This window comes from Elusimicrobiota bacterium, assembly GCA_016706425.1.
In the GTDB taxonomy this organism is placed as follows: domain Bacteria; phylum Elusimicrobiota; class Elusimicrobia; order FEN-1173; family FEN-1173; genus JADJJR01.
The window spans coordinates 1,296,018-1,308,743 of the sequence record JADJJR010000001.1; the positions used below are offsets into that span (position 1 = coordinate 1,296,018).

The window sequence follows — 12,726 nt, forward strand, 5'->3', positions numbered from 1 at the left end:
ATACGGTCGATCTTTTTTGTGAAGTAAATTGGGTCAGATTTTACGTCGAATCCCGTGGGCAACTGAATTGTTCGGATTATGCTTGGGTTTGAATGACGATGTCCTCGGCGATGGATTTCAGCAAATCGGCGAGACTGTACTCCCGGGCGGGCAGGGTGTGGGAACCATCGGGGTTATCAACGCCGGGATCGCCTTGCAAATGGGGTTTCATTTGGTTCCACACCGCGGCGGGCACCACCACTTCGCGGGAAAAGACCAATAAGGAGTGGAGCAAGTTCGTCCAGCGTTGCGCTTGGTCGGGGGTGGCCCCCAGACGGAAACGAAGACCCCCTTCCCCCAGCACTCCGGAGGCTCCCAGACGCTCGCGAATCCATTCTTTGACCTCTTCGGTGTTCACCGACCCGGACGTGGGTAGGTTGTTTAAAATTAAAACGCGGCTCGTGCGGGAAGCCAGGGGGCCAGCGGATAACGCTCTTTCCATGGCGGATTTCTGATGGGGGGAGCCGGCCAAGACAACCCGGGCCCGGGGGGATTCGGCCAAAAAGGCTTCCGCGATACGCAGGAGCCCTTTCCCTTCGCCGGAGAGGACGCTGTTCCAATCCAAGGCGAGAACGGGGACGGCGGAGGAGTCGGGCCGTGGACGCGCCTCGGGGTTTGACCCCAACAGGGACAGGGCCGCCAGGGCCTTGGCTTGTTGTTCTCGGTGAGGAAGGGGGAATATGGCCGTTTCCACTTGCTCCCTTATGGAGTCCATTGTTTCCGGCGTGTTGGATTCGTCCGGCTTCCAACGGGCCAATAGGGTTTTGATGCTTTCCGCCCACGCGGGTCGCGCGGTATTCACCAAAGGATTGAGCAACGCCAAGGATTCCCGCACGCGTCGGTTGTGGTCGGCGCCCGTCCTGGGGTTTTGCATCAAGCCCGCGGCGGATTGGGCGTGATTCCAGGGCGTGAAAAGAACGCTTGCGACCGCCACCAGCCCCTTCACGGCCGCTTGGACGGCGGGATCAACCCCGGACGCGAGCCCCGGGGCGCTAGCGGCGAGGGCCGATCCAAAAGATGAGCCGGACCCACCCGACGATGGGGAGGGCAGCGGATCGGGGCGCGTGTCGGACGCGTCGCCCAACACCCGTTCCACCACGTCCTCCAACCGGTCCGCCAGAACGTGCAGGGGAGGCGTTTCCATCACCCCGCGGTGGCTTTGGAAAAACGATTCGATGCTTTCGGGGGTTCCGGCGATTTTAATCCATTCGTTGGATTTCATGGCGGGATCGTAAACCGCCGCGAGCCCGGCGCCTTTCGCGTCCCGCACAAAACGGTCCACCGCCGAGGCGGGAAGTCCGGCGTTCGTGAAGGCTCTTGGCATGACATAAAGCGCCCGCTCCCAGTGGCCCTCCGCCCGGCGGGACTCAACGAAGTGGATTTGGTCGGGGGATTTCAACAAATGGGACAGGAGGTCGTTTTCGTTTTCCCGGGGAAGGAAAATGGTTTTGGCCACTTGTTGGGCTTTGGTCACCTTGTCCGCAATGCCGCCGACCGACTGGATTTTGCCCCCGCGGCTGATGGCGCCGGTGATGGTAAAGTCCTGCCGAAGGGGGCGGCCGGTGAGCGCCGACAATATCGCCAAGGTGAAGGCCGTCCCCGCCGAGTCGCCGTCTTTGGGGATGTGCCAAGGCAAAACGAGAAGGGCGATCAGTTTCCCTCGAAACGAATCGACGGTGGGGCCGCCGTTCCGTTCCAGCCAGCCCAACGCCGCGGGAAGGGCGGATTGTTGGCTGAAGTCCATGAGGGCCTGGGCGCGGCCCGCCGCGACCACCCGCAGGGGAGATTCGGCTTGGGGCGCGGACAGAAGGTCCGCCTCGATTTCGAGAACCCGTCCCTCTTCGCCTTCGCCCGACATGACCGCCAGCCCTTGCACGCGACCGACCGCCCAAGGCGGACGTTCCTCGGTGGTTTCCAGGGGCGCGGCCCGCAGCGCCCGCCGGGCGAAGTCGGGCGTGACCTCGATGGGCGCGCTCAGGCCGCTCTTGAATTTTTCCGTGAGAGCGGCTTTGAAAACGGCGTTGAGCGCCTTGCCCAATTGACGCACCCCTTTTTCCTGGGCGTGGGTTTTTTCGACCGCCACCGCGATGACGCCGGGCAAATCGGGGGTTCGAACGTCTTCTTCGATTCGCCATTTTTGGATCAGCCGCCGCACCAGTTTTTGACCGATGGCGGCCTTGGCGGATTTGTTGTAACCCGTCAACGCCACCACGTCGAAGCGGTCCAGGAGCGGCGCCGGGATCCCTTCGAGACCGTTCGCCGTGGCGATGAAGAGGTTTTGGGAGTAGTCGGTGTCCACACCGAGGAATTTTTCCCGAACGCGGGTGTTCTGTTTGGGATCGAGGATCTGCAAAAACACATCCCCGGGGTGTTGTCCGCTCTCGTTGGGGCGCATTTTCTCGATTTCGTCGAGCAGGTAAATGCCGTTGGGCACCCCCATGCGGATGGCCGCCTCGCACAGTTTGCCGATTTTGCTTCCCAAAAACCCCGAGTCGAACCCCACGAAATATTGCGCGTCTTTGACCGCGCCGCAGGGAACCACCGTCATGGGAATGCCCAACGCCTCCGAAATGGCGAGGACGATGGTGGTTTTGGCGGTGCCGGGAGGGCCGACCAAAAGCAGGCCTTTGCCCCGCGGCGGGGAGCCGGCGGCCCGGCTCAAAAGAGTGCGGGTCACAAAGTCCTCGATGCGGTCTTTGACTTCGTCCATTCCGAAGAATTCGGCGTCGAGGGTTTCCCGCAATCGGCGCAACGTGTCGGGCAGATCCCCGAGTAGAATTTGGGTGTCCCGGGCCTTTTGTTCGGCGCTGGGCACGCGTGGATAAGGGAAATCCAGAATCAAGCGCAGGCGGTGCTCCAACTTCGCGGCTTCGTCGCCGCTCGAGGCGACCCACAGCCCCAAAAACTTTTCCGCCTGGGCGCGCACGGACGGGGGGAGCCGGTACGATTCGCGTTCGAACCGTTGTTCGATCGACAGGTCTTTGGACCCGCGTTGGTCTTCGGCGTCCATTTTATCCCGTTCGCGCTGGAAGGTTTCCAAATCCGCCGGCGCGGGAAGGGCGCTCAGGCGGTCGATGAGACGTTGGGCCCCCCGCAGGCCCAGGGCCCGGTCGTGGATTTGTTGAACGATCCGGGAGAGGACGCCGGCGGCCAGGATCGGGCGCTCCCGCGCGCGCTCCACTTGCCCGACCTGGGCGCGGAGCACCGCCCCCGGGGGAACGTCCGCAAGGGAAAACGCGATCACCTGGTCCCCGTAGGCGGTCACGGATTCCTGGAAACGGAGGTGCGCGGCTTCGGATCCGACGAAGACGAGGGGAAGGGGTTTGGCGCTGTCGTTGGCCACGGCCAGGATGCGCCCCAGATCAATGGCGTGCCGGGCGAGAGGGACATTCTTTTGGAATTCATCAAGGTCGATCACCAGCAGGCAATTCCCTTGCCGGGCGGCGTTTTGAATCACCCGCTGCATGCGGCGCCAGGCGAAGGAGGTGTCGTCAGCGAACTCGGTGTTCGCCATTTGGAGATTCAAAGTGTTGAGGCGGAGAACGCGGCGGGGCAATCCGTCGCGCCAGAGGTAGCGCGCGAGGTAATCCGGCAAGGCCGCGCGCAGCGGATCGGGGCAGGAAAGGAGAACCGTGTGGCGAAGGGCCGAGGTCGCCGCTTGGTCCGCCACGGCCCGCCCCGCTCCGCGCAGGACGGGATCGAGCAAATCGTCCTCGGGACTGTTCAACGGCGCGAGGGGGCGGTGTTCCGTCACGAATCCCAGGGCCGCCATGTCTTCCAACAGACGGCCGGCGGTGTAAACGCCCAGGGTTTCCGCCAAATCGCCGACGCCGCGATGGTTTAATTCGAAGAGTTCGTGGACGGGTTGGTTGGCGTAATCCGGAAAACGAGTCTTGAGTTCGTCCCGGGCCGCGGCTTCGTCGCCGACCAGGGGGGCCCTGTGCGCTTGTTCGATGTCGTTGACGAACAAGAGCGCTCGCCGAGCCACGGAATCCGCCCATTGAACGAGGTCCGCGGGAACGGCGGGGGACCGGGCGGGGTCCCAGGCGTTCAGCCGCCGAGCCAAGTCGTCGATGGGGTGCGGAAGGTCTCCGTCGCCGCCCTCTTTTTGGAACGCCGCGCGGAGATTCGTCAGGGTGGCGAGGGCGGCCGTTTTGTTCCCCGGGCCCACAAGGGCCTTTTGGAGGTCCAGGGCGGAGGCGCGGATGCGGAGGAGCAGGGTGTCCGAGCCGAATTGGGCGCTGGCCAGAAGCATGGACCCAACGGTGTCGGGCGGCAGCGTCCCGAAAATGTCCATAATGGCCCGCCGCTGGCCCGGGAGCATTTTATCCCCCGTGATCCAAACATCGATCATGCGAATGAAAAACCGCGCCGCCACGGCGGGGTTGTGGACCAGGGCCGAGCGCAGAACCGCTTCGGCGCTGGCCACCTTGGTCGGATCGTAATTTTCCACCACGGCTTCGAAAAGATCGTCCGCGACGCGGGTCGCGGGTTCGGTGACCATGCGACGCCGGTAATTGTCGTTCATAAACAGGACCGCGCGGTCCGCCGTGAATTCGCCTTTGACGCCTTCGCCGACTTGGGGCTCGGTCGAAGACGGGGGGAGGGGTTCTTGTGGAATTTGTACCTGGATGGAGTCGGCGTAATGGGCGGTTTTCCGGGCGCGGGGCGCCTCACCGGGTTCGCGAAAGGCAAAGGGGACCGCCCGGTCCCACCGGTCCACCAGGACGTAGAGGGTTTGTGGCTCGGGGGTGGCGTCCAGGGACTCCCGGGCCAGGGCCCGCAACGCGGCCACGGGCCCCGAGAAAGCAAGAAATCCATGGGCCCCCGGTCGATGTTCCGGGCGTTGGCGCGCCTGTTGAAGAAATTCCAACCAAGTCGGGTCTTGGCCATTGGCAAAGATCGACGGTCCCGGTAGGGGGATGGAAAGCTCGGCCATTCCGTCAGAGCCGGGTTGGAGAAGGGGACCCCGCAGGCCGATGACCCCGGCGGCCAAGGCGCGGACTTCCGTTTCTTGTGCGCGGGGAAGGACGACTTCGACGGCCCCCGCGTCAATCGCTCCGAACAACCGGCGCTCGAGATCGGGCACGGGCAGCAAACCCCCGCGGTTGTCGAGAGCCCCCAGAAACACGGTTTCCCGTTTTACGGGGCGATCCGTCTCGGCCGAGACCAGGGAGACGGCGGCGGCCAGGCCGGCCGAGGGGTCCGGGGGAGTTCCGGAACGGGGCGCCGCGATCACCCATTCCTCGGGCAGTCGGAGTCCGACCAGTCGGCCGGCCAAATCCAGAATTTCCTTGAGCGCCGGCGCCGTTTGGGGATCCCCGGCGGCCGGCAGACGCGGCGCTCCGCCGCCGTAACGCAGGCGGCGCCAGAGCCGCTCAAACCAGCGGAGGCGGGGAGAGGGAACGGCGATCGAGGGATCCGTGGACTTCCCATCGGTCCATTCGCGATGCCGACTGCCATCGTCGACCCTCCCGGCGGTGTCCCGGCGGGTTTCCAGGGCGAATGCGAAACCGTTGGCCGCGGGAAAATGGGCGAGCCCCACCGTGTCCTGGGCCGAAAGAGGCAGTCGGGGACGCGTCGGCGTTTTGAGGCACGCGTCGATCAGCTCGGCGTCCACCGTCACGGGCGCGCGCCGTCCATTGAGCGCCCACCGCTTGGCCGCGAAAAGGACAATCCGCTCCAGGAGCCGTTCCAATTCCCGAACGCCTTGTTCGCGATCGTGCAATCGGATGAGGTGGGCGAGGGCGTCTCCCGCCCGGGGAAAAACGAGAGCGTCCCGGAGACCCAACTCGGCCAAAACCTTGGGCAGCATAAACCGCGCGGCGATTTGAATTTTTTCGGCCTCGGTGTAGCCATTCAGAGTCTCGATCTGCATGCGGTTTATCAGCGGCCCTATGATGCGCCCCTTGTCGTTGCCGGTGAGGACGAATTCCACTTCGCTTAAGTCGGTTTCCCCCGCATAGAAATCCTCAAAGCGGCTGTTTTGTGCCGGGTCGAGGACCTGCAAAAGGATGGCTTGAATGGCGGGGGGGATTTTGTCCACCTCGTCGATCACCACGATGGGGTTGCGCACCCGTTCTTCCGGCGGACCCGAGCGGAGGGCCGTCACCAATTCGCCGGAATGGGAATTGACGTAGGTGCGGAGAAAACCTTTCAGGTCCTCTTCCGTCTGTATTTTCGTTCCGGATATGATTTTGACGGGCCGGCCGAGGGCCTCGCCGATCAGCAGCAAGATGGAAGTTTTGCCGACGCCGGGGGGGCCGATGAGGCAGAGGTAATCCGACTCCGGCACGATGGCCCGCCGTTCGCTCTGAATGATTTTGGTGAGAATCCCCTCCACTTGGTGGACGACGGCGTCCATGCCAAAATGGCTTCGGGCGAAGACCCTTTGGGCCCGTTCGAAAAGGGCGGGCGCGATGTCTCGGGCATCGCCCCCGCCCAGGACCGGGGTGGCCATCGGGAGGGAGTGGATTTCAATGAACTCCTCGATCCAAAGGCGGGTTTTCTGCGCTTCTTGGCGTGAAAGGGACGGGTTGGACATGTCATTGAACTCCCGCAACAGATCCCGCCGCTGGGCGTCCGTGAGTCGGGGCAGAACGTTGGCGATGCGGTCCCGCAACGGCCGAAGGTGTTCGGGGGGGCGGTCGCGAAGGATGTCTTCCAAATCCGCATCGGTCAATTCAAAGGGGTCTTTGGATTCCCGGGTCCGTAACAGACGGCGCCAGGAGCGGGTCACGGCGCGGTCGACCCATCGGGCGGTGAAATCGCCCCAGGCGAAGCCGGTGAACGCGCGGGCGCGTTCCAGGAGCGTCCGGGTGGGATCGCCCGTCCAAGGGATTTGAAAACGCAGTCGCTCGGACAGCAATTCCAACCGTTCCGACAAGGTCCACCGGTCGATGGCCTCGGTGTCGTTGGACGTCACCACCGGATCGAAAAGATCCCGCGTTTTGGTTTCCAACCGCATTTTGTGGGTTAATTCGGTGCACACCCCGATCACCGGGGGCGGGGCGGGGAGTTTTTTCCATTCGTTCATGGCCCGCTGAAGGACGTCCTGCTTCTCGGTTTGGTAAATGTCCATGTCCATAAGCAGCACGGCGTGGCCTTGCTCGCCGAGGTGCCGCAGCAATTGGGCGAGGGCCTTCGAGACTTCGGTTTGACGCGTGTGGTCGCCGAAGAGACGCGCGGTCCGGAGTCGGTACAGCCGCCGGGGGCTTTCGGCCGCCGCGAGTCGGGCGGCGAGAGGGACGGAGAAATTCATTTTGGTCAAATCGTTGGGCCAGACCGCCAACCCCCATTTGGAAGGAACGGGATGAAGCGCGTGCGCCTCCCAGACGTCCAGGGGAGCGCTGAAGGGAGCCGTTTCCTCGGGGGGAAGGGATTCGGGCGAAACGATGTCGAGCCATCCGGCCCCAATGGCGGCTTGAATCTCCTCGCCGGCGTTCGCGGCGGCCAAAACATCCCCGTTTTCTAACGAACGGATTAAAAAATCGGGCTTGAGGTTGTCGGCCCCCAGCCGGGCGACGACATCGGACCAGCCACGGTAAATCCGGGGAACCAGGGGGGACGACAATCGATCGGCGTCGAGGGCGTGGGTTTGTTTTATGAAATCGGCCGCGTCGGCCGCCAGGGCGGAACCGTGCGCCCCCAACGTCGCGGCGGCGGCCTCGGCGGAGGGGGCGGCCGAAATCCCTTCCAGCAATTTTTGACGGGTGTCCATCGCCCGTGCGAGCACGCCGGCGGCCACAATAATGGGATTCTCTTTGGGGGAGCGGTCTTTGGGAATGGGCGAGGCGTGGGCCCACCGCAAGGCCAGTAAGTCCCGGTGGATCGGCCCCATCGCATCAATTTGGCTTTTGATCTCCTTTTCCAAGGCGGCTTTTTTTTCGGGCCACCACCCCGGGGCGGGGGCTTGAATGGTCGCGAGGAGGCGTTCGTTGAGTTCGCTCCAATGTTTCCATTTGCGACGGAGGTGCGCCCGTGCCCAATCCTCCAAGCCGTGCAGCAGATCCCCGCGGAATTTCGGATCCAATTCCGTCAGGAGGGCGCGCCGGTCGGATTCCCCCAAATGCGCCAAAGCCCCGGCGGCGAGAGGGGGGGAGTCCACAATGGCCCGCCGCATCCGTTTTGCACGCTCTCCGGGGGAAACCCCCGTCCATTGGGCCGCGAGCGTCCGGGCCGCTTCTTCGTCCGGGGGGGGCGGCGGGGTCCGCTTTCGACGCGGAAACAAATCTTGAAGGCGCGACCGCCAGGACAAAAGCCGCTCGTTGTCATCCAGTGCCACCGTCACGCCGGCCCAACCGGCCATGGTGAGCAGGGGGCCCTCCCAACCGGCCCCGGGCCACACCCCGGCCAAATCTACGGCCAGGGCCGGCCCCGCCAACACCAGACCGACCCATCCGGCCAGGCCCAGGGCCCATCGGGGGGGGCCGGAACGGAAAGGGGCGGCTTCGGAGCGCGTCAAAAGACGTTCGGCAATTTCGGCCATGCGCGCGGCTTGTTCCGAGGTGGGGGCGATCAGGGCGCTGGCGGGCCGAAGACTTGGGCGCTTGTCCTGGGATTCCACGTAGAGTGCCGCGTAGGTCACCCCCGCTTTTTCAAGATGGGTTTCGATCCCGCCGCCGTGGAAGCCCCCGGTCACCAGCACGGCCGCGGGGACGGGCATTTTTTCCAAAAGGCGTTGAAGGTTTTGGGTCATCGCGGCGTCGCGCCGCTCGGCGATTTCGTAAAAAGCTTCGGGGTGGCGCCGCTTCGCCCGTTCCCGGGGCCCGAGGGGGTCGGGGGCCTTGTCACGAAGGACCTTGTAATCCGCCCACTGGTCGGGGGTCAATGTCAGGGACCACAGCCCGGTCAAACGGTCCAGCCATCGCTCCCGGGCCAAAGAGGCGCGCGCCCCGGTGGATTCCCTCGCCAAGAGCCGATCGTCCACGGTTTGTTCGAGGCGGTTCAACTCGCGGGAAAAATCATCAATCGAAGCGTTGGAAAGAACGGTCAGGGCGTTTTGAACCCGCCCGAGGATCTCGGACCATTCCGCGATGACCTCGGCGCCGGGGGAGTCTCCCGGGTCATCGCCCGTTTTTTTTCTTGCGTCTTGGACGGTGAGCAAGGGGGTTAACAGGGGAAAACGACTCCGTTCTTCCGCGGGAATACCGGACAAGAGGGTTTCGATGTGAGCGGTGAGGTCCAATTTCCCGGCCAACCGAGCGGCCTTCGCGGCGCGGTGGTCCCGGTATCTCTTCGAAAGCGCGTTCCGCATCGTCCCTTCGAGGGCGGCGCGTTGGCGCTTTAAATCGGAAAGGATCGCGGGCCCGAAACGGCGGGTTTTGGTTTGAGAGAAGATGTGGGCCGTGTGGAGTCGCTCGTCCTCAACACCCCAGAGGGGTCGACGCGCAAGTCCGGCGGCCACGGCGTGCTCTTCGCCCGTCAGAAGGCCTTCTTCCAGCAACGCGTCCGCGAAACCGCGCCTTCGGTCGGGGTCGGCGATGCGTTCGAAGCGGGCAAAAGAAACCCGCCCCCAGGCGCCCTCGGCGCCTATTAGCAGATCGGGGTTTTTTTTCTCCAGGGCGACGACCAGGCGGGAGATGTTTTTCTGAACGAAAACATTGTCGTGCGTTTCCCTCAAGTGAAGCACAAAGGGGATCGGGGTGTTCCCGGCCCGCCAGCCGATGGGGGAGTCTGTCAAAGGCCAATGGCGTTTGCCTTCGTGGGCAACGCCGGGTGGGAGCGCTACCGGAAGGACCGGACTCCGTCGGGGAGAAGGTCGCTGCGATGAGGAACTCTCGATCTTCAGCGAGGCCAGTTCAAGGGTGGGGGTATTTTTTCGTCGATCCCAATGGTTTTCCCTGTCGGCCGCGGCGGCAAAATCACTTAAAACTGTTGATAATAAGCATGAAAATGCGATGGAGACGGACGCTATTTTCGTCTGGAGGCGGGGGCGTGGAAAGACGGAGCGAGGTGGATTGGGCATTGGTTGTTCTTTAGGATACCTATGCCCAATAAAGAGCAACTAAAGAGGTTGTAAATCTGTTGTAACAATCATTTGTTACAAATTTGTTACATAACGTTAAGGCGAAATTCTTTCGGGGGGGATATGCTTAAAATGCGATGAACGCCGAGATGAAACGAATTATGATTGTCGACGACGACGCGGCCCTGGCGGAGTTGTTGGCTGATTTTTGCCAGGACATGGGCCATGAAGTGCGGCTCGTCACTGACAGTCGCGAAGCCCTCTCCACCGCGGTGCAATTCCGCCCCCATTTGGTGACTCTCGATTTGGAAATGCCCCACTTCGATGGCATGGAGGTTCTGCGGCAACTGCGTTCCCATCCCGCCACGGACAAGGTCGCGGTGGTGATCGTTTCGGTGGTCGCCCAGGACTTGGCTCTTGCGGCGGACTTGGTTAAAGGACGTTTCACCAAACCCGTGCAATTCGACGCCCTGCGGGAAAAAATTCGGAAGATTTTTGAGTTTTCGGTTTAAACGCTATTCGTAGCGGTAACCAATCCGCTCGACCGTTCGGACTTTATCGCCCAGTTTGCCCAGCTTTTTCCTCAGTCGACCCACATGCACATCCACGGTACGGGTGTTTCCGAAGTACTCGTGCCCCCACACCGTTTCGGAAAGTTCCTGGCGCGTCATGACCTTGCCCTGATTCCGCAGCAGGGAAACCAACAGATCGTATTCTTTGGGGGACAGGTCCAGGGGTTTGGAATCCATGGAAGCGCTGTGCTTTTCCAAGTCGACGGACAGCGGACCGTCCTTGATCGCCATTTCTTTGCGCTCCTTCCATTCCGCCCGGCGCAAGACCGCTTTCACCCGGGCCAACAGTTCCGTCTGGTTGAAGGGTTTTGTGATGTAGTCGTCGGCGCCGATCTCAAGGCCGGCAATTTTGTAGGAGTCAACATTCTGGACGGTGAGGAAAACCACCGGAATGTAGCGGGTCGCGGGGTCCGCGCGGAGCGTTTTGCAGACCTCAAAACCGTCCTTGTCGGGCAGTTGCAGGTCGAGGATGACCATGTCCGGCTTGGAGGTCTGGATTTTGCGCAAAGCGTCCCCGGCATTTTCCGCCCCGAGCGTGACGAACCCCTCCTTGCTCAAAATGCTTTCCACCAGACGACGGATGTCCCGGTCGTCATCCACCACCATAATTCGTTTTTTCAGCATCCCGCGACTCCTCCCCAGAGGGTTTTGAAATCCTAAAAATTGCGCACCGTCTTGTAAAGGCGGGTCATGCGTCGACTTCTTCCGACGCGGAGGTTTCGGCCACCGGCCAGAGAACGTGGGCCGTGGTGCCTCGCCCCGCCGCGCTCTCCATCCAAACGCGGCCCCCGTGGGCCTCCACAAAACCTTTGACGATGGACAGACCCAACCCCGTCCCTTTGGTTTTCCGCGCCAGGCCCCGGGTGGGTTTCACCTGTTCAAACTTGTTGAAGACGCTGTCCAGGGCTTCGGAGGGAATTCCCGTGCCGTTGTCGGTGAAGCGGAGGTGGACGAATTCGTTTTCGCGGGCCGCCGCCAGGTCGATACGGCCGGATTCCTCGGTGAACTTAAACGCGTTGGACAAAAGGTTGGTGAAAACTTCGGAAAGCTTGTCCGGGTCGGCCAACACCGGGGGGAGATCCGCCGGGATTTCGGTTGTAAAAGAGACCTTTTTTTCTTGGCCCATGGGCCGGAAAACAATTTGCATTTCCTTCGCCAAGTCGGCAATGTCCACCGGTTCCCTGTGGAGTTCCAATTTTCCCGCTTCGATTTTGGCCACGTCAAGCAAGTTGTCGATAAACCGCGCCAGGCGGAGGGCGTTGTTTTTAACAACAATCAGGTATTCGTTTTGTTCCTCGTTAAGAGGACCGGCGCTGCCGCGCAAAAGGAATTCGACGTACCCGCGCAGGGAGGTGAGGGGGGACCGCAGTTCGTGGGTCACGTTGGACACGAAATCCTGTTTAAGCTGGTCCAGCTCCTGCAGTTTGGCGGCCATGGTGTTGAATTCGCCGGCCAGTTCCCCGAGCTCGTCCCGGGAGGTGATGCGAATGCGGTGGTCGAGGTTGCCCTCGCCGATCCGGTGGGCGCCGTCCCGCAGGTGGCGGATGGGCCGCGAAAGGAACAGGGACAAGAGGATCGCGAAGAATACCCCCACCGCCAAGGCGATCGCGGCCGCGAGGATGACGCGTTCCCGCGCCGCTTCGAGGGCCTGGTCGACCAGTTGCGACATGAAGTTTTTCGAATAACCGACCCGCGCTAAAGCGAGGCGACGCTGGTCTTTTAAAATCGGAAGCGTCAGATCCACGACGACGTCATCGGCGACTTTGCCCTCTTGGCGGAGCAATTTGTCCTGGGCTTCGGTGGCCTTGGCTGTCATCGGGTCCGATAGGCGGACGCCGTTTTGCCGGTTGTTGGTGTGGGCGATGACAATCCCGTCGCCCGTGTGCACCATGGCGTAGGTGAGGGCGCGGGATCGGCGTAAAAGGGACAAATAGCTTTCCAGCAATTGTTGGTTGCGGGTGACAATGGCCTCGCGGGCGATTTGCACGAGGGATTGGACGTTCTCCAATTGCGTGTGTTCGAAGCGTTTGAGCAAATACACGCGCTCGGCCAGGTACAAAGAGACGCCCACGCCGACGACGACCCCCAGGACGAGGAACGTCGAATGGGCGATCAGTTTGGTGCGCAGGGAGATCCGTTTCACTTGAA

4 protein-coding genes are annotated in these 12,726 nt (G+C 62.3%); 1 reads left to right on the forward strand and 3 read right to left on the reverse strand.

Translation table 11 applies throughout. The features are described from left to right. Window positions 1-76 precede the first annotated feature (76 nt). Window positions 77-9,721 carry an AAA family ATPase gene (locus tag IPI56_05155; GenBank protein ID MBK7545122.1) on the reverse strand — a complete coding sequence of 3,215 codons (9,645 nt, stop codon included), beginning with the start codon at window positions 9,719-9,721 and terminating at the stop codon, window positions 77-79. A 422-nt stretch (window positions 9,722-10,143) separates the two neighbouring features. On the opposite strand from IPI56_05155, the gene IPI56_05160 reads away from it, so the two are divergent. Continuing rightward, window positions 10,144-10,518 (forward strand): response regulator, encoded by a 375-nt coding sequence (locus tag IPI56_05160; GenBank protein ID MBK7545123.1) that lies wholly within the window; start codon window positions 10,144-10,146, stop codon window positions 10,516-10,518. A gap of 3 nt (window positions 10,519-10,521) precedes the next feature. On the opposite strand, the gene IPI56_05165 is transcribed toward IPI56_05160, so the two are convergent. Continuing rightward, the gene (locus tag IPI56_05165; GenBank protein MBK7545124.1) at window positions 10,522-11,202 is read right to left on the reverse strand and encodes a response regulator transcription factor; all 681 of its coding nucleotides are present in this window, start codon (window positions 11,200-11,202) and stop codon (window positions 10,522-10,524) included. Between the two features lie 64 nt (window positions 11,203-11,266). Continuing rightward, window positions 11,267-12,721, reverse strand: a complete 1,455-nt coding sequence (locus IPI56_05170; GenBank protein ID MBK7545125.1) for a HAMP domain-containing protein — start codon at window positions 12,719-12,721, stop codon at window positions 11,267-11,269. Between the last annotated feature and the right edge of the window lie 5 nt (window positions 12,722-12,726).